Below are 25573 nucleotides of genomic sequence, written 5' to 3' on the forward strand. Positions count from 1 at the left end.
GTTGCCGATCAGAAATGACCATCGCCCGGGTTTCCGGGGCTTGAGTGTGACTGAACAGTCACCCAAGTCGGTACGCCTGTGTTCAGCGGCGTCAGAACCCCGGCGCCAACATTCAGAAATAGTGGCACTTTGTGTCCCTGTTTTCCCCTACAGACGTAGGACAAATCCATAGGCTTAAATCCCGCTCCGGATCATGTTCAAGGAGAAAGGACGGCGTGGGCGGTTTTTGCATAAACGGCAGACGATTCAGTGAGGGTTCTGAACCAGGGATGACAAGGATATGAATCTGACCGGCAGTATTCGCAATATGGAAAACCCGCATTTCTATTGGCAACTCGGTGAACTGATTGCCAGTACCGGCGATGATCATTTCGCCACGAACATGTTCCAGTTGGTCGACACACTGGTGCCGGTCAACCGGGTAGATCTCAGCGAGTGGACGCTGGATGAGCGACAGGCCAGCGTGGTCGATATCAAACCGTTGGGCAGCGCCGGTCTGACGCAGACGTGTGCCCCGCCCGACCCGCTGGAGAGTCCCGACGATCATCCGTTGTTGCAGAAAATGATCGAGATGAACGACTCGCTGCTGATTCAGCTGCGAGCCTCGCTGCAGCCTCGCCATCCGCAACACAGCGCCCATCAATGCAATCTGGTCTCGCGCACGTCGAACCGCCGTTGCGTGATTTCGTTTTACCGACCTCATACACAACGGGTGTTTTCCCTGCCGGAGTTGTCGTTTCTCAAGCGCCTGTCGGACACCTTGCTGCCGCTGATCGAACGCCACGCGCAGATCAGCCGGCAAATCCTCGCCCGGCAACCGCGCCAGCCGTTGGCCGAGCTGGATCAGGCGCCACTGGCGCAGGTGTTCGATGAGCGGCTGGCGTTAAGCGACATCGCCCTGTCGGTGCGTGAGAAAGAGGTCTGCCTGGGTTTGTTGACCGGCGGCACCGTGCCGCAAATGGCCGAACAGCTACGAGTCAAAAACAGCTCGATCGAGACGTACCTGAAACGCGCCACGGCCAAACTCGGGGTCAGTGGTCGGCATGGTCTGGCGAAATGGATGGCCGGGGCCTGAGCACAACGCTCTTTATATGCATGAGGCAGTTTGATGTTGACGTTGCGACTTTCCCTGCTGTCCATGGCGATGCTGATGGGCGGCTGTTCATTGATTCCCGAGTATCAGCGGCCCGTTTCACCTAGTGCCGCGCAGTATCCGACAGCGACGCAAGCGGCAACGAGTAGCGAGGACTGGCGCACGCTGTTCACTGATCCGGCGCTGCAACAGTTGATCGAAAGCGCACTGGTCAACAACCGCGATCTGCGCGTGGCGGCTCTCAACGTCGAAGCCTTTCAGGCGCAATACCGCATTCAGCGCGCCGACCTCCTGCCGGCGGTGTCGACCAATGCCAATGAGTTGCGCCAGCGCATGCCACCAAGCGTGACCCAAGGCAAAGCGCTGATCAATTCGTCGTACTCGGTCAATCTTGGCATCAGCGCCTATGAACTGGACTTCTTCGGTCGCGTACGCAGCCTCAGCGAACAGGCGTTGCAAACCTGGCTGGCCACCGAACAGGCGCGGCGCAGTGCGCAGTTGAGTCTGGTGGCCAACGTCGCCAATGCCTACCTGACCTGGCGCGCCGATCAGGAGCTGCTGGAACTGACCCGCGATACCCTCGCCGCCGACGTTCAGAGCCTGCACCTGACCACGCGTAACCGCGAGGCCGGCAAGTCTTCAGCGTTGGAACAGGCGCAGGCGCAGACCAGCGTCGACAGTTCACGGGCCAATCTGGCGCGCTATCAGCGGCAGGTCGCGCAGGACTTGAACAGCTTGACCCTGCTGGTCGGCGCGCCGGTGCCGGACTCTCTGCCGGCGCGTCCGCTGGCCAGCGATCTGGTGCAACAACTGCCCGCCGGGCTGCCTTCGGATCTGCTGCAACGGCGCCCGGACATTCTCCAGGCCGAATACAAACTCAAAGCCGCCAATGCCAACATCGGCGCGGCGCGGGCAGCGTTTTTCCCCAGCGTCAGCCTGACGGCGAATGCCGGCACCTCCAGTCGTGACCTGTCCGGATTGTTCGGCGCCGGCTCGGGCGCGTGGACCTTTCAGCCGCAGATCAACCTGCCGATTTTCAACGCCGGCAGCCTGCGCGCGAGCCTCGATTATTCGAAGTTGCAGAAAGACGTAGCGGTGGCTGAATACGAAAAATCGATCCAGACCGCGTTTCAGGAAGTCGCCGACGGCCTCGCCGCACGCAGCACCTATCAGCAACAATTGCAGGCGCAACGCGATCTGGTCCAGGCCACGCAGACCTATTACAACCTGGCGCATAACCGTTATCAGAACGGTGTCGACAGCAGCCTGACGTTCCTCGATGCGCAGCGATCACTGTTCAGTTCGCAACAGGGTCTGATCACCGATCGTCTCGCGCAACTGGTCGCCGAGGTCAATCTGTACACCGCGCTGGGCGGCGGCTGGAGCGTTGAGTATTCGCAGGTGCAGTGAGTCCGTCGTCACTTTTTCTTACACCTTTTGTCGCTCGATCCTGCGCCGTGCGGCGATCCGTGGCCGGCCTCTGCCCTCAGTTTGGTATCATGCGCCGCTTTTACGGTTAACCCCCCGCCAGTCCTGCTGACTGACGGGCTGCAAAAGGCGGTATTAGATGACGGCTTTGTTGACTCGCCGCAAGGTGCTTGCGGGAATGGGCGTGCTCGGGCTAGGCCTGCTCGCCGGCTGTGACACCCGCGGCCAACTGTCGTACAAGTACGGCAAGGATCTGAGTAACAAGATCATGGGGCGCACCTTCAAACTGAAGAACACCGACGGCGAAACCATGACGCTGTCGAGCTTTCGCGGCATGATGCCGATGGTCTTCTTCGGCTTCACCCAGTGCCCGGCTGTGTGCCCGACCACCCTCGCCCGCGCGGCAAAAATCAAGAAGCTGATGGGCGCCGATGGCGACCGTTTGCAGGTGATCTTCATCAGCCTCGATCCCGAGCGCGATACGCCAGAAATCCTCGACGCTTACATGAAAGCCTTCGACCCGACCTTCGTTGCGCTGTACGGCACACTTGAGGAAACCGCGGCCACCGCCAAGGAATTCGACGTGTTCTACGAGAAAGTCCCGGCCGGCGACACCTATACCATCTCGCACACTGCCACCAGTTACGTTTACGACTCTAATGGCGGCTTGCGCCTGGGGCTGTCCACCTCGCTTTCGGCAGAACAATGTACTGAAGATTTGCTTACTGTTATGGAGGTTTGCTGATGCAACCTGTTCTGAACCACATCAAACGCGCTGTCATCGGTCTGTCTCTGCTGGGCCTGGCGTTCCAGGTCTCCGCGCAGACCAAAGTCGACGACGCCTGGGTGCGTGCCACCGTGCCGACCCAGTCCGCCAGCGGCGCGTTCATGACCCTCACCGCCGACAGCGACAGCAAGTTGCTCAGCGTCGCGACGCCAGTGGCCAAAGACGTGCAGATCCACGAAATGACCATGAAGAACGACGTCATGAGCATGGGCCCGGTGAAGTTCGTCGAGCTGCCGGCCGGCAAAGCGGTCAAGCTTGATCCGAACGGCTACCATGTGATGCTGATGGGCCTGACCGGTCAACTGAAAGAAGGCGAAACAGTGCCGCTGACCCTGACCGTGGAAAACGCCAAGGGCGAGAAAGAAACCATCGAGGTCAAAGCGCCGGTGCGCGCGCTGACCAACATGGAAGGTCACGATCACAGCAAAATGCACTGATCTGACTAAGCGGCAATAAAAAAGGGGCGGCCTGATCGATGATCAGGCCGCCCCTTTTTTGTTTTGGGTATGCACTAACGCTTGCGGGCCAAAGCCCTGCGCACGCTTTCTCGTGACATCCCCGAGGCGGAACGGGTCACGGTTTCAACGACGGTTGCCTTGGCCAACTGTTCCTTGCGTTTTTCCACCTGACGCCACTGGTAACCGAGATATCCGCCTGCCGCCACAATCCCCAGCCAACCGAACACCGAACTGACGAAGAACCACAGCGCCAGTGTGATCCACACGGTTTTCGAGGTGAACAACTTCAAACTGTCATCGACAGGCAGCGGTTCCTCCGGTTCAACCGCTGCCTGCGACACCGGTACTCTGTGCACCCCATCCAGATCAATGCGCCAAGCGAAATCCGCCCCGGCCACCGGAATGTCTAGCTGATTACCTTCAGCACGATGCACCCGAATTTCGCCATCGACGACCGACGTGGAGCTGAAACTGATCTGGGCTTCGTAGTGAATCTCGCCGTTGACCTGGGTCACGACCGTTCGTTTTTGGTCAATGGGGGTGTCGCGCATGTCGATTCCTTGAGCGTTCCACGTCGGACGACGTGCGAAGGGATAATCCGTTGGAGTCGAATGCTACTGAGTGGTTATTACGCTGTCCAGAAAGCGTGCCCCTTAGCGGCAGACCTAGGCGAAAATCCTCCGGCATGAGTCTGTTCGAGACTACCAGCCATGATGGAAAGCGTGCTTTACATCGGACAAATCTTCAGCGACCATGTAAAGGGTCTTTTACATAGGAAGTGAAAAATGAACCGGTACTACCTCGAATTGGGCGCAGCATTAATCATCTACATGCTGGTCCTGACAGCCTCATTGATTGCCTCGCAATACCTGATGGACGCCCCCATCGTGCTGCGCTCGGCCGTCGCACTGACGCCGATCATTCCGGCGGGACTGATGTGCTGGGCCATTGTGCGCAATATGCGGCGCATGGACGAAATGCATTTGCGCATCCAGTTCGAAGCATTGGGGTTTGCCTTCGCCGCCTCGGCATTGTTGACCTTCAGCTACGGTTTTCTGGAAAACGTCGGCGCTCCGCACATTCCGTGGACGTGTGTGTGGCCGGTGATGGGGCTGATGTGGATTGTCGGCCTGCAAATTGCGCGACGCCGCTACCAATGAAAAACCGCCTCAAGGAATTGCGCGCCGAGCGCAAATGGTCGCAGGTCGATCTGGCGGAACGCCTGAACGTGTCGCGCCAGACCATCAACGCGATTGAAAACGAACGCTACGACCCGAGCCTGCCGTTGGCCTTTCAGATTGCCCGGGCGTTCGAGCTATCAATCGAAAGCATTTTTGATGATGGCATGAACTAACGCTCCCCTCGCTTCCTCGCTACCTGCAAAAACGGACTACGCTCGGTGACACCACGGCATTGCGTGGCATCCGTTTTTCAATTGTCAGCGAGGACGACAACATGAGTCCCTTTGGCCCGGTTTTGAGCTTTCGCGGTATTCAGAATCAGAAATACTGTGTATCTGCCCTGCTGGTGCAAGACCTCAACGCGCCGGAACCCACCACGCAGGTCGCGCAGGCACACAATCCGACGATCAAACGGATTGCCCGGATTCCTTTGATCAAACCGCGCATGGCCGTCTGGCGACTGGACATGCAGATCCAGCAAAGTAAAACGCAGCTGAAGATCGACTACGACTTGGGCGGTGTGTCCGGTTCATTTCACGTTCCGCCTCTGGATCAGGCTCCCCGCATCGCTTACACCTCGTGCAACGGTGTGTCGGACGTCAAATACCTGAATTCACTGGCAGATCGCTATGCCGAACGCTGGAGTCATCTCGCGCAGACCCACAAACAAGCCGAGTACCATCTGTTGATCATGGGAGGCGATCAGATTTACAGCGATGAACTGTTACAGACTCAAGGCCCCTTGAATGACTGGTACAAACAGTTCTCCTGGAATCGCGATGACACTCTGTGGACTGAAGAAATGGAGGTTCAGGCAGACGAGTTTTTCGCCAGTGTTTACCCGCGATACTGGGCCAGACCTCAGATCCTGAACATGCTCAGCTGCGTTCCGACCCTGATGATGTGGGACGATCACGACATCATCGACGGTTGGGGTTCCTATCCCCAGGCCTTGCATGAAAGTCCCGTACACCAAGGGCTGTTCCGCATTGCCAGCTATTACTTTCGTCTCTACCAATTACAGGTCGAGGAAACCGAGAGTCGTCCGGGTGCGATTACCCGCCAAGGGCATACCTTCGCTTTTGAAGGACTCGGTGGCCTCGCCATTGTCGTTCCCGACCTGAGGTCTGAACGTGCGCCCGACATCAAGGGCAGAAACGGCCAGCTCAAACAGCCCACGCAAATCATGTCGCAAAAAAGCATCTCGCAGATGTTTACCTGGATCAAAAGCCTGACGGTCAGCAAACCTTCACACTTGCTGTTCATCTCCAGCGTTCCGGTATCGTTCGTCAACCTGGCGCTGCTTGAGGCCCTGATCGGATGGATTCCGGGAGAGATCGGGCCAGAGGATGATTTCCGCGACCACTGGCGCCACCAGCCGCACAAAAACGAACGCAAGCAACTGATCAATGGATTGCTCGATTTCGCCAAGTTGGCGAAGTGCAAAGTCACCATTGTCTCCGGGGATGTGCACGTGGCTGCCGCTAGCGTCATTCGTTCGACCAACCCCCGACATATCGACAATGGTACAGAAGTCATCCATCAGTTGATTTCAACCGGCATCGTCCATCCTCCTCTGCCTGTGCTGACGATCAGAAGCCTGGAAACAATCACCGGTACCCGGGAAAAGATCGACACTGACCTGACTGCCGAAATGCAAGCCATTGGCTACGACGGAAATTGCCTGATTGCCAGTCGTAACTGGCTGTCCATCGAGCCAGATAAAAGCTCCGACGGACGCAATCGGTTGTGGGTGAAATGGCACGTCGAGGGGCACGACCACGCCATCACGCGACTCATCGAGCCCGCAGGTTGAGTCCCGAAAGTTCCCGTTACCGGGCCGGAGCCTTCAGCTACCGGCCCCACCATGTGCCTCTTCAAAGAAATAATCCTTCCAGCTCCCCGCTTTGTTCTTCAGCACGCCCAGCTCCTGCAACTTCTCGGCATAGATAAACGTACGCTGCGGCACCACGGTGAAGTCGATTTCCGGGTCGTTGACGATTTGCTCGACCAAGGCCAGCGGCAACTTCGACTGCTCGACACGAATGTACGCCTGAGCCGCTGCCGGTTTGTCAGCCTTGATGATCTTCTCGGCCTCGGCCAACGCGTCGTAGAACGCCTTGTAGGTTTTCGGGTTTTCGTCGTGGAATTTTTCCGTGGTGTAGAGCACGTTGAACGTTGCCTGCCCGCCAAGCACGTCGTAAGAACTCAGCACTTTGTGCACGTTGGGGTTCTGCAGGGCCTGGTACTGGAACGGCGGGCTGGAGAAATGCGAGTTGATTTCCGAGCCGCCGGCAATCAGCGCGGCCGTCGCATCGGGGTGCGGCAGGCTCACCGAAATATCGTCGAATTTCTTGTACTGGGCGTCGCCGAATTCCTTGGCGGTTTCGATCTGCAAGGTGCGTGACTGGAAACCCACGCCGGCCGCCGGCACGGCGATCCGGTCCTTGTCGCTAAAGTCCTTGAGTGTCTTGATGTTCGGGTTGTTGGTCAGCAAATAGTTGGGCATCGAACCGAGCGCGGCGATGGCTTTGACGTTCTGTTTGCCTTTGGTGCGATCCCACACGGTGAGCATCGGCGGCACGCCCGCCGAAACCACATCGAGCGAACCGGTCAGCAGCGCCTCGTTCATCGCCGTGGCCCCGGAAATGCTGTTCCAGTCGACCTTGATGTCGAGGCCCTGCTCCTTGCCGTGTTTTTCGATGAGATTCTGGTCGCGCACCACGTCGAGAATCAGGTAGCCGATGCCGAATTGCTGCGCGATGCTGATCTTGCCTTCGGCGTGAACGACGGTACTGAACAACCCAGTCGCGGCTAGGGAAGCGGCCAATAAAGTCAGTGCGGAACGTTTGAACGGTGTGGCCATGACAACCTCGCAGCATGGGGTGGTTTGCTGAAAGGCCTGACTTTATAGATATAAAAAACAGAAATTAAATATCTTTATCGCATATCGATAGCACGGGTTGTTGAGCGAAATGAGGCTGCTCGCTTTTGATTCTGAGGTTTAAAAAGATCGCAGCGTTGCGCAGCTCCCACATTGGATAACGGTGATGGTCTGGCGGCTTAAACAGCCTGAAACAATAAATCCGGCGCTGGCCATATCGCCGATTGCCGTGCAACCCAAGGGCCGGTCAGGGCTGCAGACGCGCCATCACCTTCGAGAGCCCGCGCACCAGCGCATCAGCTGTGCGTTTAAAAGGGCGATCAGACAGCCTACCCTTGGTATCATCGCCCACACTTTTATGACGTTTTAATGGCTGGAAGGTCTTTTTTGTGAGCGCTCTTTTTAACCGGTTGCGGCAGCCGTATGCCCGCCTCTTTTCGCTGATTTTTCTCGTGTTGATTGTGCCGGTGTGCCTGCGTGCAGCACTGGGCTGGTCGACACCGCTGGGCTATGTGTCGGATCTGGCCATCGGCAGTCTGCTGGTGGTTTTGCTGCATCGTCGGGCCTGGTGGCTGGCCTTGCCGGTGCTGCTGTTCTGGGGCTTGCTGGCCGTGGCGACCGCTGAACTGGTCAGCGCGGTTGGGCGTCTGCCGACACCTTCGGATATTCATTACCTGATCGATCCGCAGTTCGTCGAGAACTCCACCGGTGGCGGGCTGGCGCATCCGGCATTGGGCATCACCTTGCTGCTGGCCCTGCTGTTTTGGCTGCTGACTCAATTTGCCGGCCGTGGCATGCCGCGTCCGCCCCTGCCCCGCGCAATCTGGGCCGCACCGCTGGTACTGTTCGCCGCACACTGGGGTGCGCAAAACCTGTGGCCGAGCGAAGCAGACCCGTGGCGCCAGTACAATCTGCCGCACCAGTTGCTGGCGACCGAGGTCGCCGATCTGCAGATTCGGGGCGAGGAATGGCTGGACGGTGATGTCGAAGAACCCGCGCCGGCCATGGCCGGGCTCACCGACGTCGACCTCAACGGGCAGAAACTGCTGGCTGCACCGGGTCAAGCGCGCAACGTACTGGTCATCGCCCTGGAAGGCATTCCCGGTGCCTACATCCGCGCCAACCGCGAGGCCATCGGCAGCCATTATCAGGAAGACCTGATGCCCAACCTCAGCCGCTGGGCCGAGCGCGGCATGAACACCCCGGATTACGTGCTGCATACGCACCAGACCATTCGCGGTCTGTACGCCATGCTTTGCGGTGACTACGACAAACTCAACAACGGCACGCCCAAAGGCGTGGAGATGCTCACTCTCAACGAGCGCAATCAGGCCTGCCTGCCGGCGCAACTGCGGGAGCACGGCTTCAGCACGCACTATCTGCAAGGTGCCGGCCTGCGCTTCATGGCCAAAGACAAGATCATGCCGCACATCGGTTTTGATGCGACCCATGGTCTGGAGTGGTTCAGCAATAGCAACTATCTGGAATTCCCGTGGGGCAAGGATGACAAGGCGTTTTTCGAAGGCGCGCTGGATTATGTCGGCCAACTGAAAAAGCAGAAAAAGCCCTGGATGCTGACATTGCTGACCGTCGGCACCCATCAGCCCTACTCCGCGCCCGAGGAATATCTGGAGCGCTACGAAACGCCGAAACAAGCCGCCGTCGGTTATCTCGACGATGCGTTGGAACAGTTCCTCGGCGGCCTCGAGCGCCAGGGCGTTCTGAAAGATACGCTGGTGGTGATCACTTCCGACGAATCCCACGGCATCGATGGCGTGCGACTGGCCTCGTCGTGGGGCTTCAATCTGACCCTGGCGCCGGAGCATGAACAACTGCCACGGCTGAACAAAGGCGTGTATGGCCACGTCGATCTGAGCACCTCGATCCTCGACTACTTCGACTTGCCGGTGCCTTCCGCGCTGAGCGGACGTTCGCTGTTTCGCGACTACGACAGCGGCCGCGAAATCATGTCGTTCACCAACGGCAAACTGCGCTATCACAACGGTCAGGGGATCTTCTCCGAGTGCGACATGCCGCGCCGCTGCCGTTACTACGAAAGCGCCGGTTTCATCGCCGAAACTGCCACGTACAAAGGCAACTACAGCGGTCACCCGGCCCGGCAGATCGCGGCCCGCGCCAACGCCCTCGACCTGTCGCTGCTGCGCACACCGCTCAATCATCGCTATCAATTCGGCAGCACCAACGTCATCCCGCTGCAAGCGCAGATCAAGGATGACTGGGCCGACAACCTGATCGGCGCGCAATACCTGGAAATGCCCAAAGGCTCGCACACTCGCGTGCGCCTGACCGTACGTTCAGTCGACCCGCAACAGGCGGCGTACATTCAGCTCAAGGCCAAGGAGTTTGAACAGGACGTGCAGATCGGCTTGCCGCAGGAGATGGTCGCAACCGCCGACCAGCCACTGGAAATGAACTTCAGCTTCGACAACCCGCAAGAGCGCAAAGCGTTTTCTTTCCATTTGCTGGGGTATGGGCTGGGCGCGGTTGAAGTGACGGACTTCAGTGTGATCACTGAGTTGCCGGGGCAGGAGGACATTCTTGACGACGTGCCGGATGACGACACCGCCCAATCCACCTGATGGGTTCCGTGCAGGAGCTGCCGCAGGCCGCGATCTTTGCTTTTAAAATGGGGATCAAAAGATCGCAGCCTGCGGCAGTTCCTGCAGTGGGAATGAGTGTTTATCAGAACGTCGTGCGCAACCCGACCTGAATGCTGCGCCCTTCCGCCGGCGCAATGTCGCGCAGGATCGAACTGGCGTAACGCACGGTTTGATTGGTCAGGTTCTCGGCATTGACGAAGGCCAGCCATTGGCTCTGGCCGACATCGAAGTGATAGCCCACATTGGCGCCCAGTGTCGTGTAGCCGTCGGTGCTGCTTTCGTTATCCGGCACGCGATGTTGTGAACTGGCGTGTTCGATATCGATGCGTGCCTGCCACTTGTCCAGTTTCCACAGCAGCCCGGTGTTGAGCCGCAGCGGTGCGATGCGTGGCAAGTCTTCGCCGGTGTCGAGGTTCTTCGCTCGGGTGTAATCGCCAGACACTTCCAGGGCAAATTTGCCGTAAGCGCTTTCGCCAAGCTTCCAGTGATCCTGCGCTTCAATGCCGCTGAAGCGCGCCCGCACGCCGGAATAGGTGTATTCAGGAATACCGTCAGCGTCCTCTTCGCCCTCGTCATTCAGCGTTCGGCCCGTGCCGAGCAAGCCGATGTAATTGGAGAAGTGGCTGTAGAACACCCCCACACTGCCCTTGTGCGTGCCGTTGTCAAAACGCAATGCCAGGTCGCTGGACACGGCTTTTTCCTTCGACAGCCCGGCATCGCCGACTTCATAGGTGCCGGTCGCGACGTGGGCACCGTTTGCGTAAAGCTCATAGAACGTCGGTGCGCGCTCGGTGTAGCCCAGCGTCGCGGCCACCGACCAGATCGGCGTCAGGGTGTACACCGCACCGGAGGAAAGACTGCCGGCGGTAAAGCTGCTGGAGCGGTCGGCGCCGGCGAAGCGCTCATTACCCTTCGCATCCGGATCGACCGTAGTGTGCTCCAGGCGTCCGCCGAGGGTGAACAGCAGTCGGTCGGTGGCTTGCAACTCCTCCAGAACGAACAACGCAGCGGCATCGGTATCGGTCTGCGGCACGAACGCCTCTTCACCCAGTGCCGAAAACTCGTTGCGGCTGACCTGCGCACCGATCACGCCATTGAACGGCCCTAATGGCTGATGCCGCGCCTCGACCCGCGCCTCGTAACCTTTGTTCTTGAACGTCGTGCCAACCTCGCCGCCTTCGATTTCGCGATGCTCGTAATCGGTGTAACCGGCATCCAGTTTGATCGAACTGAACGGCCCGTCGAGATTGCGGATCTCCGAGGCGAAGGCGTAGTGCTCCTGTTGCATGCGGATGCGCACGTCTTGTTCTGCGGGCGAACCATAGTTGGAGTCGTAGTTGCTGTAGGACAGACCGGCATAACCGTCATCCCAGGTGTACGACCCGCCGACCGCGCCGCCATCCTGCCGACCATCACTGTTGCCCAGACGATGCTTTTTCGAGTCGCCGTCGTCGTTTGCGCGTTCTCGGCTGGTTTTCGCGTAACCGGGGATTTTCAGATCATTGAATTCACGGGCGCTGGCGTCCAGGTGCAATGCGAACTCACCGTTACCGGCCTCAAGCTTGCCGGCACTGCTGCGCGTAGTATCGGCACCACCGTAGCGCAACTCACCAGCGCCATGGATACCGTCGATAGCCTCGGTCGGAATGCGGTTATCGAAGGTGTTGACCACCCCGCCAATGGCACTGCCGCCGTACAACAGCGCCGCCGGACCACGAACGATTTCAACGCGCTCGACGTTGACCGGGTCCAGCGGCACTGCGTGGTCGTAAGACAGCGACGAGGCATCCAGTGCGCCGACACCGTTGCGCAAGATGCGGATGCGGTCACCGTCCTGGCCGCGAATGATCGGCCGGCTCGCCCCCGGGCCGAAGTACGACGAGGACACACCGGGTTGCTTGTTCAGGGTCTCACCGAGGCTGCCCTTCTGTTGAAACGTGAGGTCGTCGCCGCTGAGCACCGTCGATGGCGAAGCGAGTGTCTGGCTGCCGAGCGGATTGCCAGTGATGACTTGCGGTTGCAGTTCGAGGGTGTCGGCGGCGAACACCGGCGCAGCAAAAAGCAGCGCGGCGGCCAACGGATTCAGGCGTCGTTGCAGGAGGTGGGAACGGGCAGGCATTGCAGAATTTCCATGCGCTGAAAAGTGAAGATCGCTGCCAGCGTTTGTAGATAACGCAGACAGAAACAGAATGAAACGAATTTAATGTTATACAATAACATTTCTTCCTGTCACCCCGATTTTCACTTTTGTTTTTTTGCAGAGGCTCAACAACGCGTGTTTCCAGCAAGCAGACGCTATCTACTCATCGGTGGAGAGCTCCGAAAAACACTGAAAGACTTTACCTATCAGCCTCCAATAGTCGGCCTATTAGCTGACTCTCCAAGTCGGGTCTAGCCTTACTAGTCCGAAGTCGGCACGAGCCGGCCGTAGCAGACCTGATAAGGACCCGAACATGGCAAACGAATCGAAATGCCCGTTCAACCACGCCGCCGGTGGTGGTACGACGAACCGTGACTGGTGGCCGGATCAACTCAACCTGAAAATCCTCAGTCAGCATTCGCCAAAGTCCGACCCACTGGGCAAGGATTTCGACTACGCCAAAGCCTTCAAGAGCCTGGATTTCCAGGCGCTGAAACAAGACCTCACCGCATTGATGACTGACTCCCAGGACTGGTGGCCAGCCGACTTTGGCCATTACGGCCCCCTCTTCATCCGCATGGCCTGGCACAGCGCTGGCACTTATCGCACCGCCGATGGCCGTGGTGGCGCCGGCTCCGGGCAACAACGCTTTGCACCACTGAACAGCTGGCCGGACAACGTCAGCCTCGACAAGGCCCGCCGCCTTCTGTGGCCGATCAAGCAGAAATATGGACGCAATATTTCCTGGGCCGACCTGATCGTTCTCACCGGGAACGTAGCGCTGGAGTCCATGGGCTTCAAAACCTTCGGTTTCTCCGGTGGCCGCCCCGATGTGTGGGAGCCGGACGAAGATGTTTATTGGGGCTCGGAGCACGAGTGGCTGGGCGGCGACAGCCGTTACGGCAAAGACAAGTCAGCCATGCAGGAACCCGGAGACGGCACGCTGGTCGCCGAGCCGGATCTGCATGGCAAAGAAGAAAGCCGCACCGATCAGGGCGAACGCAATCTGGAAAACCCGCTGGCCGCCGTGCAGATGGGCCTGATTTACGTGAACCCGGAAGGCCCTGAGGGCAATCCCGATCCAGTGGCCTCGGCCCACGACATTCGCGAAACCTTTGGCCGCATGGCCATGAACGACGAGGAAACCGTCGCGTTGATCGCTGGCGGTCACGCCTTCGGGAAAACCCACGGCGCCGGCCCTGCCGATAACGTCGGGCCGGAACCTGAAGCAGCCGGCCTCGAAGAACAGGGCCTCGGCTGGCGCAACGCGTTCGGCACCGGCAAGGGTGGCGATACCATCACCAGCGGCCTCGAAGTAACCTGGACCACTACGCCGACAAAGTGGAGCAACAACTATCTGGAAAACCTCTTCGGCTTCGAGTGGGAGCTGAGCAAAAGCCCGGCCGGTGCGCACCAGTGGATTCCGAAAAACGGCGCCGGTGCCGGCACCGTTCCACATGCCCATGACCCGAGCAAAAAACTCTCGCCGACCATGCTCACCTCCGACCTGGCGCTGCGTTTCGACCCGGCTTACGAGCAGATCTCGCGGCGCTTCCTCGCCAACCCGGATCAATTGGCCGACGCCTTCGCCCGTGCCTGGTACAAACTGATCCACCGCGACATGGGCCCGCTGTCCCGCTATCTCGGCCCGGAACTGCCGAGCGAAGAACTGCTGTGGCAGGATCCGATTCCCGCTGTCGCTCACCCGCTGATCGACGACGGCGACGCTACTGCGCTGAAAGGCAAAATCCTCGCGTCAGGACTTTCAGTGTCGCAACTGGTCTCGACCGCTTGGGCAGCCGCCTCGACGTTCCGCGGTTCGGACAAGCGCGGCGGCGCCAACGGCGGTCGTCTGCGTCTGGCACCGCAGAAATTCTGGCAGGCCAACCAGCCTGAGCAACTGGCCAAAGTGCTGCAAACCCTTGAGGGCATTCAGAACGAGTTCAATGACGGCGGCGCTGGCAAGAAAGTCTCGCTGGCAGACCTGATCGTGTTGGCGGGCAATGCCGGGGTCGAGCAAGCGGCGAAAAACGCCGGCCATTCGGTCTCGGTGCCGTTCACGCCCGGCCGCGCGGATGCAAGCCAGGAGCAAACCGACGTAGATTCCTTTGGTTTCCTTGAGCCGATTGCCGATGGCTTCCGCAACTACAGCAAAGGCAAATACACCGTTTCGGCCGAAGCACTGCTGATCGACAAGGCGCAGTTGCTGACCCTCACCGCGCCGGAAATGACTGTGCTGCTGGGTGGCCTGCGGGTGTTGAACACCAACGTCGGGCAAACCCGGCATGGCGTCTTCACCAGCCAGACTGAAGCGCTGACCAATGACTTCTTCACCAACCTGCTGGACATGGGCGTGGAGTGGAAGCCGACTTCAAGGGATGCGGATGAGTTCGAGGGGCGCGACCGTAAAACCGGCAACGTGAAGTGGACGGCGACGCGGGTGGATCTGGTGTTTGGTTCCAATGCGCAGTTGAGGGCGTTGGCCGAGGTGTATGCCAGTTCGGATGCGAAGGAGCAGTTCGTTAAGGACTTTGTCGCGGCTTGGACGAAGGTCACCAACCTGGACCGTTTCGACCTGAAGTAACTTTTAGTCGATAAAAACGCCGCATTGATTAATGCGGCGTTTTTTTATGTGTACGGCTTGGAGTTTGTGGTGAGGCCTGGATCTTACCCCCTCACCCCAGCCCTCTCCCCCAGGGGGGCGAGGGGGAAAGGGAGCAGATCGGGGGCCGTTCAAAACCTGAGTTCGACGCCGGACTTTCAGGTCGGCGTATAGCGCAAAGACACCTCGGTCAGTCCCCTCTCCCACTGGGAGAGGGTTAGGGTGAGGGCCAGTCCACAGCTGGAACACCGACTCCAATCCACCATCAAGCCAGGCTCTTGCTCACCACCTCAAACACGTCACTCGACAACTGCCCCGACGCCCGAATCCGCTCCAGCTCGCCCTTCATCAACGCCTGACGGGCGCTGTCGTATTTACGCCAGCGAGTCAGCGGCGCCAGTTGGCGCGAAGCGATCTGCGGGTTGAAGCCGTTCAACTCAATCACCAGATCCGCGAGGAAGCGATAACCCGAGCCATCCGCCGCGTGGAAGTTGATCAGGTTCTGCCCGGCAAACGCGCCGACCAGTGCACGCACCTTGTTCGGGTTCTTGATGTTGAACGCCGGGTGCTGCATCAGCGCTTTCACCCGCTCCAGACCGCCTGGCAAAGTGCTGCCGGCCTGCACGCTGAACCACTGATCCATAACCAGCGGGTTGTCCTTGAAGTGCTCGGCGAAACTCGCCAGCGCCAAGGCTTTCTGCTCTTCAAATGGCGAGTTCACCAACACGGCCAGCGCCGTCAGGCGTTCGGTCATGTTGTCGGCTGCTTCGAATTGCTCCAGCGCCGCCGCCAGTACTTCCGGCTTGCCGCTGAGCATCAGGTACGACAGCGCAATGTTCTGCAACGCGCGACGAGCGAAATGTTCGGCTTCGGCCACGTACGGAGTTTGCTTCGACAGGTCACGGTTGGCCTGATAACGCAGCCACAGCGCTTCGAACAGACCTTCCGCCAGTTGCTGACGGGCGAACTCACGGGCGATATGAATCGCATCGACATCCGCCACTTCGCTGATTTCAGTGAGGTACGCCTCACCCGGCAACGAAAGCATTTCGGCGACCATCGCCTGATCCAGCGATTCATCCGACAGCACCGTGCGCAGTGCCGAGACCAGACGCGGATCAAGCTTCAGGCTCTCGCCCTTCTGCTGCTGGCCAATCAGTTCTTGCAGCACTTGCACCGACAGTTGCTGACCGGCATCCCAGCGGTTGAAACCGTCGCTGTCGTGCTGCATCAGGAACATCAGTTGATCGCGGTTGTACGGGAAGCTCAGTTTCACCGGTGCCGAGAAGCCGCGCAGCAGCGATGGCAGCGGCTGTTCAGCGATATCAACGAAGGTGAAAGTCTGCTCGGCTTCGGTCACCGATATCACGCGGGTGGTGCCTTGTGCCGTCGCTTCACCGCTCAGACGCAGAGCAATCTCGTTGCCTTTGCTATCCAACAGGCCGAGTTCGACCGGGATCACGAACGGCAGTTTTTCAACCTTGTCCGGGGTTTCCGGGCAGCTCTGGCGGAAGGTCAGGCTGTAGGTTTTCGCGGCAGCGTCGTAAGACTCGCTCACCGCCAGACGTGGCGTGCCGGCCTGGCAGTACCAGCGCTTGAACTGGGTCAGATCGACGCCGTTGGCATCTTCCATCGCCTTGATGAAGTCATCGCAAGTCACTGCCTGACCATCGTGACGCTCGAAGTACAGATCGCTGCCTTTACGGAAGCCTTCGGCGCCGAGCAAGGTGTGGATCATGCCGACCACTTCCGAACCCTTTTCGTACACGGTCAGGGTGTAGAAGTTGGAGATTTCGATAAAGCTGTCCGGGCGCACAGCGTGAGCCATCGGGCCGGCATCTTCGGCGAACTGGTGGGTACGCAGGTAAGCCACGTCCTGAATCCGCTTGACCGTGGCCGAGTTCATGTCGGCGGAGAAGCCGGAATCACGGAACACTGTGAAGCCTTCCTTCAGCGACAGCTGGAACCAGTCGCGGCAGGTCACGCGGTTGCCCGACCAGTTGTGGAAGTATTCGTGGGCGACGATCGCTTCAACGCGCTGGTGGGCGGCATCGGTAGCGGTTTCGGCGCGGGCCAGTACGGCGCTGGAGTTGAAGATGTTGAGACCCTTGTTCTCCATCGCGCCCATGTTGAAGTCATTCACGGCGACGATCATGAAGATGTCCAGATCGTACTCGCGACCGTAGACCTCTTCGTCCCAGCGCATCGACTTCTTCAGGCTGGTCATCGCGTGCTGGCACTTGTCGATGTTTTCCGGCTCGACGTAAATGCGCAGCGCGACGTTGCGGTCGGTCATGGTGGTAAAGGTGTCTTCGACGCACCACAAGTCACCGGCCACCAGCGCAAACAGGTACGCCGGTTTCATGAACGGGTCTTCCCACGTCGCCCAGTGCCGGCCGTCTTCGCCCGGGCCTGAGGCAATCGGGTTGCCGTTCGAGAGCAGCACCGGGTAGCTGTGCTGTTCGGCGACCACGGTGGTGGTGAACTTGCTCATCACGTCCGGGCGGTCGAGGTAGTAAGTGATCTTGCGGAAACCTTCGGCCTCGCACTGGGTGCAGAACATCGTGCCGGATTTGTACAGGCCTTCCAGTGCGGTGTTGGTTTCCGGGTGGATCCTGACGCTGGTGTCGAGCGTGAAGGTTTCGCTGGCCGGCTGCAGGGTCAGGTGGTTTTCCGTCAGTTGATACTCGCCATCAGACAGCGCCTGATCGGCCAGACTCACAGACAGCAATTCCAGCTGCTGGCCGTCGAGCACCAGCGGCGGCAGGCCCGGGCCACGTGCCGGGTTGCGGCGCATCACCAACTGCGTGTGCACCAGGCTGTGATCCTCGAACAACTCGAAGGTCAGGTGTGTTTCGTCGATCAGGTACTCGGGCGCCTGATAGTCCTTGAGGTAAATCATCTTCGGTTGTTCGGTGCGCATGCTGGAGTCCTTATTGATGCACGGCGAGCTGATAAGCCGTGTACTTGCGAATATTGATCACGCCGGTATCGAAGATCAGGTACTGGCCCTTGATCCCCAACAACGTGCCTTCGGCAATCGGGTTCTTGTCCAGGTTGAAGCTGACGATTTTGGCCGGGTATTGCTCGACCGGGTAGCGGATTTCCAGCGGTTCGACGTCGGCAATGGTCTGAATCGCCTGCAGGCCGAATCGCTCTTGCAGGCCTTGCAGGCCTTCGGCGCAACTCTCGAACAGTTGATCGCGCACTTGTGCCAGATCGACCGCCACCGCATCGCCCTTGAGCAACGCGCGCCAGTTGGTTTTGTCGGCCACTTGGCTGCGGAACAAATCTTCAACGAAGCCCGATTGCTGCCGCGTCGAAACACGCATGATCGGTAACGCCTGACATGCACCCTGATCGATCCAGCGAGTCGGCAGTTGCGTAGCACGAGTGATGCCAACCTTGATGCCCGACGAATTGGACAGGTAAACCACGTGATCGGTCATGCAGAACTGCTCGCCCCACGCTGGATCGCGGCAGGTGCCGGCGTCATAGTGGCAACGCTCCGGGCTCATGATGCACAGGTCGCACTGCGCCAGCTTGGTCATGCACGGATAGCAGTAACCCTGACTGAAACTGGTTTTGGTCTTGCGCCCGCAATGGGTGCAGTGGATCGCCCCGAGGTATTCCAGACGCACCGTAGTGCCGATCAACGGGTTGACCGGCACCTCGACGTCATCCAGACGAAACGCGTATTGCACATTCGGCCCGTCCAGGCGCGCCGACATTTTGCTGATTGCACCGCGGCCAATCTCGATCAATGGATGGCATCCGACTTGAACAGGATGTTCGGCACTTCGATCGACTTCGATGCACATTCCTGCGGGCCCATGTAACCGGTGCGCTGGTCTTCAGGCAGGTTCTGGATTTCCCAGGCGATCATCGCCTGCAACGACAGTTCGCGCTGCTCGGCGGTGAGCTTGCCACCGTCGGACCACTTGCCGATTTCCACGGCCAGTTTCAGGCTCTCGTAGATGTCCGGGGTAATGTTGTTGATCATGTCGTTAAAAGAGGACATCAGGGTCTCCGTGCTCTTTATCTACAAAAAAATTCAGGCGGCCAGTTTACGGCGGTTATACAAACCACCCAACAAACCGGTGAAGCATCCGATGAGTAACCCGCCGACGTGGGCGGCGTTGGCGATTTCGCCGAAACCGATCATCGAGATCAGCCCGGACATGCATACCAGCAACCACACCAGCATCATCACCAGCACGCCGCGCGGCAGGCGATAGGCCGGGTTCGGTGCCAGCAGCTGGAAGATCCAGCAATGCCCGAGCAAACCGTACAGCACGCCGGACAGACCACCGAACAAGGTCGGGCCGCTCCAGACAAACTGTGCGTAGTTGGACACCAGGCTGAACAGCAGCGTCAGACCGATCAGGTTGATACTGCCCTGGCGCGACTCGATGCGCCGGCCCAGTTCCCAGTACCACATGCCGTTCATGGCCAGGTGCAGGATGCCGAAGTGGATCAGCATCGGTGTGACCAGACGCCACCACTGCCCCGCCGCCAGGCTGTCGGCCAACGGTGTGAAATGGATGTACTCGCCGACCACCTGAAAATCGAGGAACGTCAGCCAGCGCAAGGTCTGCAGGTTCTCACCTAGGTACGTCAGCCCGCCAACGATCAGGCACAACAACAGGATGAATCCGGTGGCCTTGGCGTATTTCAGTTGCTCGGCGAAGCTCGGCCGCTTGAAGGTTGGCGCGACGGGGATGTCCAGCGTTTGCTCGGGATCGCCCGCCGGGAAGCGTTCGTACAAGGAACGCACGTCTTCGCTGATTTCTGCCGGTGCCCATAACACTTGTTCGCCGGCCTCCTCGCTGACGCGATGTGGCACTTGCATGCGTTGCAGCAGTTTGACGAAACCGCTCAAGTCCACCGCCAACGGCAGACGCAATACCGCTATCGCACTCATTGCAGCACCTCCGGCCGCTCGACATCGACCCAGACAAATTTATGCGGATCCAGACGTGTTTCCTGATCCAGACGATAGGCCACCAGTTTGCCGTAGAGCACCGCGCTGTAATCCAGGCACGCGAGGTTCGGGCGGATCGGCGCCGGTTTGCCGCTGCGCCAGTAGTGGCCGACGAACAGCAACGGCTCATCGACGCCGTAGCGCAGCAGGGAATTCTTTTCCGTGGAGGTCAACGGTGTTTGCGCCACCGGCTCCGGCAGTGCATCGGGCTGGAAGACGATGTCGCCGTAGGTTTTCGGGTCATCTTCCCAGAACTTGGTGCGGAAGAACGAGCGCACCAGGCCGTCGCCGCTGGTCATGGTCAAACCGTGTGGCAAGCGCATGTCGGTGCCGCGCAGCAGGCGGTCGAATACGGTGCAGGCGAAACTGTCCGGCACGGCCGAAGCCTGCAGGAAGTGTTCGTCGATGCAGCCATTGGGGAACAGCGCGCGCAGCGGTTCGATCAGGCCGGCATCCCAACACGCATGCACGACGCGGAAACGCCCGGCGTCGACAAACAGCGGCAACTCATAGAACCAGCGCTGGAAATCGTGCCAGTCGCCGGGATGGTCTTCGAATTGCGTCAGGGTTTCGTGCAGCAGGCGCGCATGGCGCGGCGTGTGTTCGCGGACGAACTGCTTGCCGCTGCCCGGTGGCGCCGGTGTGCTCCAGCCCAGTGCATTGAATTCGTGGTTGCCCATGATGCACAAGGCCTGACCGGCCTCGACCATGTCGTGGACAATGTGCAGCGCCTCGCGAATGCGCGGGCCACGGTCGATGATGTCGCCGACAAACACGGCCATGCGCGATGGATGCCGCCAGACCCCGCCCTGCTTGTGATAACCGAGTCGGTCAAGCAAGTGTTCGAGGGTCAGAGCGCATCCGTGCACGTCACCAATCAGGTCATAACTGCGCGCGGGATCGAGCATCAGTCGCCTCCACCGCCCAGCTTGCTGCCCCAACCGAGCTTGGTGCGGCAGACTTCGTAGTAGTTATGGTCGAGCGGATGAATCAGTCGCAGTTTCTGCGCTTTCTTGCTGACGGTGATGGTGTCGCCCGGCGCGCAGGTGAAGTGGTTCTGCCCGTCGCAGGAGACTTGCGGGTAAATCTGCATGTTTTTCGACACGACGATTTTCAGCTCACTGTTGCCATCGACCACAATTGGCCTGCTCGACAACATATGGGGGTACATCGGCACGATCACAATGGCATCGAGCTTGGGATGCATGATCGGCCCGCCGGCGGACAGCGCATAGGCCGTGGAACCGGTCGGCGTGGCGACGATCAGGCCGTCGGCCTTCTGGCTGCAGACGAACTGGCCGTCGATGTACAGCTCGAACTCGATCATCCGCGTCGATTTGCCCGGGTGCAGCACCACATCGTTGAGTGCATCGCCCTGGCCGATAGCCTCGGCGTGGCGGCGCACTTCGGCTTGCAGCAGGAAGCGGTTTTCCACCAGATAGTGGCCGTCGAGCACTTTGGCGACTTCGACTTCCAGCTCGTCCGGGCGAATGTCGGTGAGGAAACCGAGGCTGCCACGGTTGATGCCCAGCACCGGAATATTGTGTTTGGCCAGAGCCCGCGCGGCGCCGAGCAGGCTGCCGTCACCGCCGACGACGATGACCATGTCGCAGACTTCGCCGAGCATCTTGCGCGACGAGGTTTGCAGGCCGTGGCCCGGCAGGACTTCGGCGATGGTGTCTTCGAGGATCACATGCAGGTGACGATCGAGCAGAAACCGTTTCAGTCGGCGGACGGTATCCAGCACCTGGGAACTGCCCAGGCGACCGATGATGCCGATATTACGAAATTGCTCCATGAGACCTCTGCGGACAATCGAAAACGCGAAAAACCCGATTATGGGCGAAAGCGCCGGTTAGACAAAATCCTTTCAGCCTCAAGGGTGTGCTCGTGTTTACGGCTATGCTCGCAAGATGATCCTATTTCCCGACTTGCTCCAGTTGCCTCACCAATTACGCCACCCGGAAGTGCGCGATCTGGCGTGGGTGATCCTCGCCCCGCCGATGCTCGGCACTACGCCGTGGCCGCAGCGCCATCCGTTGGCCGGCAGTGATTGGGTACACGACCCGCAACGCCTGGAACACTGGTTGCGCCAGCTCGACCGCGACAGCTATGGCTTGCTGCATTGGTTGTCGCAGGCACGCACGCGACGTCTGGGCCTGTATTACGAACGGCTGTGGCAGTTTGCCGTGGAGCATGCGCCGGGGATTGAGCTGATTGCCGCCAACCTGCCGATCCGCCGCGAGGGCCACACACTTGGCGAGCTGGACATGCTTCTGCGTGACCGCGACGGCGTGCATCACCTGGAATTGGCGATCAAGCTCTACCTCGGCCCGCAGGATGGCGATGGTCGTGATTCGGCGCAGTGGTTGGGGCCGGGTTGTCATGATCGACTGGACCGTAAACTGGCGCATCTGGCCGAGCATCAATTGCCGATATCGGCGCGCCCGGAAAGCCGCGAAGTGCTGGCGGCGCTGGATATCGAGGTGTTCAGCGCGCAACTGTGGCTCGGTGGTTATTTGCTGTACCCGTGGCCCGGTCATTCCGAATCACCGAATGGCGCGCACCCGCAGCATTTGCGCGGCAGTTGGCTGCATCAGAAGGATTGGCCTGCGTTTGTGGCGCACCGTCCGGCGGGACGCTGGCAGCCGCTGCCCCGGCATGCCTGGCTGGCGCCGGCGCATTATCCGGCTGATCAGACCTGGTCTCTGGAGCATTTACGGATGTGGCTGGAAGATCTCGAGCCGCTGGCCCCGGCGCAGCTGATGGTGCGCCTGATCGAAAATGCGCGAGGGGAATGGGAAGAGGCGGAGCGGTTGTTTCTGGTGTCCGATCTTTGGCCGAATGTCCCCGGCCAGGCCTGAAGTTTTTGTGGCGTTTGTACCGGCCCCATCGCGAGCAGGCTCACTCCTACAGGGGAACGCATTCCAATGTAGGAGTGAGCCTGCTCGCGATAGGGCCGACTCGGTTTAAAGGGAAAGCCGCAAAGCCAAAGACGCCAACGTCACCAACAACACCGGCACCGTCAGCACAATCCCGACCCTGAAGTAATACCCCCAGCCAATGTGAATCCCCTTGCGCTCCAGCACATGCAGCCACAACAACGTCGCCAGGCTGCCAATCGGCGTGATCTTCGGTCCCAGGTCACTGCCAATCACGTTGGCGTAAATCATCGCCTCCTTGACCACCCCGCTCGCCTGACTGGCGTCAATCGACAGCAAGCCAATCAGCACCGTCGGCAGGTTATTCATGATCGACGACAGCAACGCTGTCAGCACACCGGTGCCCATAGCCGCGCCCCACACGCCATGGCCGGCAAACACATCCAGCCAACCGGCCAGATACCCGGTCAGCCCGGCGTTGCGCAGGCCGTACACCACCAGGTACATGCCCAAGGAAAAAATCACGATCTGCCACGGCGCTTCCTTCATCACCTTGCGCGTGGAAATCTTGTGACCGCGAGCGGCGATGCCCAACAACAGCGCGGCGCACACGGCGGATATCGCACTGATCGGAATACCCAGCGGCTCCAGCGCAAAGCAACCGATCAGCAGAATCACCAACACCGCCCAACCGGCATAAAACGTCGCTTTGTCGTGGATCGCGGTCTCTGGATGTTCGAGTTGTTCGGGGTCGTAAGCCGCCGGAATGTCACGGCGGAAGAACCACAGCAACATGCCCAGTGTCGCCGCCACGCTGACAAAGTTCACCGGCACCATCACCGCTGCGTAGCGGTTGAAACCGATGTGAAAGAAGTCCGCCGAAACGATGTTGACCAGGTTCGACACCACCAGCGGCAGGCTCGCGGTATCGGCGATGAAGCCTGCGCCCATGACGAAGGCCAATGTCGCCGCCGGGGAAAAGCGTAACGCCAGCAACATTGAAATCACGATCGGCGTGAGAATCAGTGCCGCGCCGTCGTTGGCAAACAGCGCCGAAACCAGCGCGCCGAGCAGCACCATAAAGGCAAACAGCTTGCGCCCGCTGCCGCGTCCCCAGCGCGCCACATGCAGCGCGGCCCAATTGAAAAATCCGGCTTCGTCGAGCAGCAGGCTGATGATGATCAGGGCGACAAAGGTGCCGGTGGCGTTCCAGATGATCTGCCACACCAGCGGGATATCGCTGAGATGGACGACGCCGAAAATCAGCGCCAGAACCGCACCAAGCGTCGCACTCCAGCCGACGCCGAGGCCTTTGGGTTGCCAGATGACAAGGGTGATGGTCAGCAGGAAAATCAGTGACGCAGCGAGCATCCGCAACAGCCTTAAATTGAAATGGAGTATTTAAGCCGACACAAAAACCTGTAGGAGTGAGCCTGCTCGCGATAGCGGTGTGTCAGTCGACTAATCGGCAACTGACAGTCCGCTATCGCGAGCAGGCTCACTCCTACATTTTGTTCCGTGTATGGCTTATTTTTTGTGTTGCTCTACGAATTGTCCGTAAGCATTGATGAAGCTTTGCAAGAAAGGTTTCACCGATTCGCTCAACTTGCCCGCCTCATCAAACGCTGAACCCGCCCCGCCCAGATACGCCTCCGGCTGCTGCATACACGGCACATCGAGAAACACGAACGACTGGCGCAGATGCTGATTCGCGCCGAAACCACCGATCGCCCCCGGCGACACGCTGATCACCGCCCCCGGTTTGCCACTCCAGACGGCTTTGCCATAAGGCCGCGAGCCTACATCGATCGCATTCTTCAGTGGCGCCGGTACCGAACGGTTGTACTCGGGCGTGACAAACAGCACCGCGTCGGAAGAACCCACTTTTTCCCGGAAAGTGCTGTAGGCTGCCGGCGGTGAATCACCGTCGATGTCTTCGTTATAAAGTGGCAGATCGCCAATTTCGACAATCTCAAGCTTGAGGTTGGCCGGGGCCAGCTCTGCCAGTGCCAGAGCGACCTTGCGGTTGATCGATGCTTTGCGCAGGCTACCGACCACTACAGCGACGTTGTAGACATTGCTCATGGAAGACTCTCGATGGTCCGTGGGAGGAGCCAGTAGTTATAGATGATCCGGTGACGATTCCACCAGCACCCGATGGGAAAATCCCGCGAGCTGATTATTTTTTTCCTGTAGGAAAACTTACAGGCCTTGATGGCGGTCTACCAAGCCGCAAATCAAGCGTTTTATCTCCAGAGGTTCTAAGCAGATGGCAGCAGTACTCGTCGGTCAGTTCCATGCAAGAGATGCGGAAGGCCGCGTTTATTCCGTGCATGAGTTCCAGGAATCCAATCCGTCGGTCGACGGTTCTACTGGCTCGGAGCCGATTTACAAACTGGCCATTGGCGATCGCGTCAATAAGGTCAGTGAGAGCGAGTTTCTTCTGGTTCAGTCAGGTATCACCCTGATCCGCGAACCTGAGACAACCGTCGCTTCATAACTGGCCGTTATGA

General features: G+C 59.3%; 22 protein-coding genes. 11 read left to right on the forward strand and 11 right to left on the reverse strand.

From position 1 onward, the window contains the following. Window positions 1-280: 280 nt before the first annotated feature. The 4 genes from U6037_RS16880 (at window position 281) to U6037_RS16895 (ending at window position 3745) form a co-directional block, all read left to right on the forward strand. Window positions 281-1075 (forward strand): helix-turn-helix transcriptional regulator, encoded by a 795-nt coding sequence (locus tag U6037_RS16880; protein ID WP_322843825.1) that lies wholly within the window; start codon window positions 281-283, stop codon window positions 1073-1075. 33 nt (window positions 1076-1108) lie between these two features. Continuing rightward, complete coding sequence (locus U6037_RS16885; RefSeq protein WP_322843826.1) at window positions 1109-2503, forward strand: efflux transporter outer membrane subunit; 1395 nt, start codon at window positions 1109-1111, stop codon at window positions 2501-2503. A gap of 157 nt (window positions 2504-2660) precedes the next feature. Then, complete coding sequence (locus U6037_RS16890; protein WP_008079652.1) at window positions 2661-3266, forward strand: SCO family protein; 606 nt, start codon at window positions 2661-2663, stop codon at window positions 3264-3266. Beyond that, window positions 3266-3745, forward strand: a complete 480-nt coding sequence (locus U6037_RS16895) for a copper chaperone PCu(A)C (RefSeq protein ID WP_277758208.1) — start codon at window positions 3266-3268, stop codon at window positions 3743-3745. Before U6037_RS16890 ends, U6037_RS16895 begins: the two co-directional genes overlap by 1 nt. Before the next feature lie 74 nt (window positions 3746-3819). Here the strand turns inward: U6037_RS16895 and U6037_RS16900 are convergent, their stop codons facing one another. Continuing rightward, entirely contained in the window at window positions 3820-4317 is a 498-nt protein-coding gene (locus U6037_RS16900) for a hypothetical protein (RefSeq protein WP_322843827.1), read from the reverse strand. A 234-nt stretch (window positions 4318-4551) separates the two neighbouring features. On the opposite strand from U6037_RS16900, the gene U6037_RS16905 reads away from it, so the two are divergent. From U6037_RS16905 to U6037_RS16915, 3 genes are all read left to right on the forward strand, one after another. Then, complete coding sequence (locus U6037_RS16905; protein WP_102899169.1) at window positions 4552-4926, forward strand: hypothetical protein; 375 nt, start codon at window positions 4552-4554, stop codon at window positions 4924-4926. Further along, window positions 4923-5120, forward strand: a complete 198-nt coding sequence (locus U6037_RS16910) for a helix-turn-helix transcriptional regulator (RefSeq protein WP_194933138.1) — start codon at window positions 4923-4925, stop codon at window positions 5118-5120. The genes U6037_RS16905 and U6037_RS16910 overlap by 4 nt, the downstream gene beginning before the upstream one ends. Before the next feature lie 101 nt (window positions 5121-5221). Then, a complete protein-coding gene (locus U6037_RS16915; protein WP_322843828.1) occupies window positions 5222-6763 on the forward strand; it encodes an alkaline phosphatase D family protein in 1542 nt (513 codons plus the stop codon). 33 nt (window positions 6764-6796) lie between these two features. On the opposite strand, the gene U6037_RS16920 is transcribed toward U6037_RS16915, so the two are convergent. Beyond that, window positions 6797-7813 carry an ABC transporter substrate-binding protein gene (locus U6037_RS16920; RefSeq protein ID WP_322843829.1) on the reverse strand — a complete coding sequence of 339 codons (1017 nt, stop codon included), beginning with the start codon at window positions 7811-7813 and terminating at the stop codon, window positions 6797-6799. Window positions 7814-8220: 407 nt separating this feature from the next. Here U6037_RS16920 and U6037_RS16925 point away from each other — a divergent pair, with 407 nt between their 5' ends. Then, window positions 8221-10431, forward strand: a complete 2211-nt coding sequence (locus U6037_RS16925; protein ID WP_322843830.1) for an LTA synthase family protein — start codon at window positions 8221-8223, stop codon at window positions 10429-10431. 103 nt (window positions 10432-10534) lie between these two features. Here U6037_RS16925 and U6037_RS16930 read toward each other — a convergent pair whose 3' ends face one another. After that, window positions 10535-12571 carry a TonB-dependent receptor gene (locus U6037_RS16930; protein WP_322843831.1) on the reverse strand — a complete coding sequence of 679 codons (2037 nt, stop codon included), beginning with the start codon at window positions 12569-12571 and terminating at the stop codon, window positions 10535-10537. Window positions 12572-12905: 334 nt separating this feature from the next. Between U6037_RS16930 and katG the strand changes: the two genes are divergently transcribed. Then, on the forward strand, window positions 12906-15176 hold the full coding sequence (gene katG, locus U6037_RS16935; RefSeq protein WP_322843832.1) for a catalase/peroxidase HPI: 2271 nt from the start codon (window positions 12906-12908) through the stop codon (window positions 15174-15176). Between the two features lie 283 nt (window positions 15177-15459). On the opposite strand, the gene pepN is transcribed toward katG, so the two are convergent. From pepN to U6037_RS16965, 6 genes are read right to left on the reverse strand one after another with little or no spacing between them, the layout of a single operon-like run. Then, complete coding sequence (pepN, locus tag U6037_RS16940) at window positions 15460-18117, reverse strand: aminopeptidase N (protein WP_322843833.1); 2658 nt, start codon at window positions 18115-18117, stop codon at window positions 15460-15462. Between the two features lie 10 nt (window positions 18118-18127). Next, the gene (locus U6037_RS16945) at window positions 18128-18958 is read right to left on the reverse strand and encodes a DUF2797 domain-containing protein (protein ID WP_038366003.1); all 831 of its coding nucleotides are present in this window, start codon (window positions 18956-18958) and stop codon (window positions 18128-18130) included. Then, the gene (locus U6037_RS16950; RefSeq protein WP_007919229.1) at window positions 18955-19215 is read right to left on the reverse strand and encodes a YeaC family protein; all 261 of its coding nucleotides are present in this window, start codon (window positions 19213-19215) and stop codon (window positions 18955-18957) included. The genes U6037_RS16945 and U6037_RS16950 overlap by 4 nt, the downstream gene beginning before the upstream one ends. Before the next feature lie 33 nt (window positions 19216-19248). Beyond that, window positions 19249-20118, reverse strand: coding sequence for a rhomboid family intramembrane serine protease (locus U6037_RS16955; protein ID WP_322843834.1), 870 nt, complete (start codon window positions 20116-20118; stop codon window positions 19249-19251). After that, window positions 20115-21089 carry a metallophosphoesterase gene (locus U6037_RS16960; protein ID WP_416221723.1) on the reverse strand — a complete coding sequence of 325 codons (975 nt, stop codon included), beginning with the start codon at window positions 21087-21089 and terminating at the stop codon, window positions 20115-20117. Before U6037_RS16960 ends, U6037_RS16955 begins: the two co-directional genes overlap by 4 nt. Next, entirely contained in the window at window positions 21086-21976 is an 891-nt protein-coding gene (locus tag U6037_RS16965) for an NAD(+) kinase (RefSeq protein WP_003224174.1), read from the reverse strand. Before U6037_RS16965 ends, U6037_RS16960 begins: the two co-directional genes overlap by 4 nt. A 115-nt stretch (window positions 21977-22091) precedes the next feature. On the opposite strand from U6037_RS16965, the gene U6037_RS16970 reads away from it, so the two are divergent. Continuing rightward, window positions 22092-23042, forward strand: coding sequence for a DUF1853 family protein (locus U6037_RS16970; protein WP_322843835.1), 951 nt, complete (start codon window positions 22092-22094; stop codon window positions 23040-23042). A 105-nt stretch (window positions 23043-23147) separates the two neighbouring features. Here the strand turns inward: U6037_RS16970 and U6037_RS16975 are convergent, their stop codons facing one another. Both U6037_RS16975 and U6037_RS16980 read right to left on the reverse strand, forming a co-directional pair. Continuing rightward, the gene (locus U6037_RS16975; protein ID WP_322843836.1) at window positions 23148-24431 is read right to left on the reverse strand and encodes an arsenic transporter; all 1284 of its coding nucleotides are present in this window, start codon (window positions 24429-24431) and stop codon (window positions 23148-23150) included. Between the two features lie 156 nt (window positions 24432-24587). After that, complete coding sequence (locus tag U6037_RS16980) at window positions 24588-25145, reverse strand: NAD(P)H-dependent oxidoreductase (protein WP_322843837.1); 558 nt, start codon at window positions 25143-25145, stop codon at window positions 24588-24590. A 184-nt stretch (window positions 25146-25329) separates the two neighbouring features. On the opposite strand from U6037_RS16980, the gene U6037_RS16985 reads away from it, so the two are divergent. Beyond that, a complete protein-coding gene (locus U6037_RS16985) occupies window positions 25330-25560 on the forward strand; it encodes a hypothetical protein (protein ID WP_322843838.1) in 231 nt (76 codons plus the stop codon). The last annotated feature ends 13 nt before the right edge of the window (window positions 25561-25573 follow it).

It is taken from the genome of Pseudomonas sp. B33.4, assembly GCF_034555375.1.
Lineage (GTDB): Bacteria > Pseudomonadota > Gammaproteobacteria > Pseudomonadales > Pseudomonadaceae > Aquipseudomonas.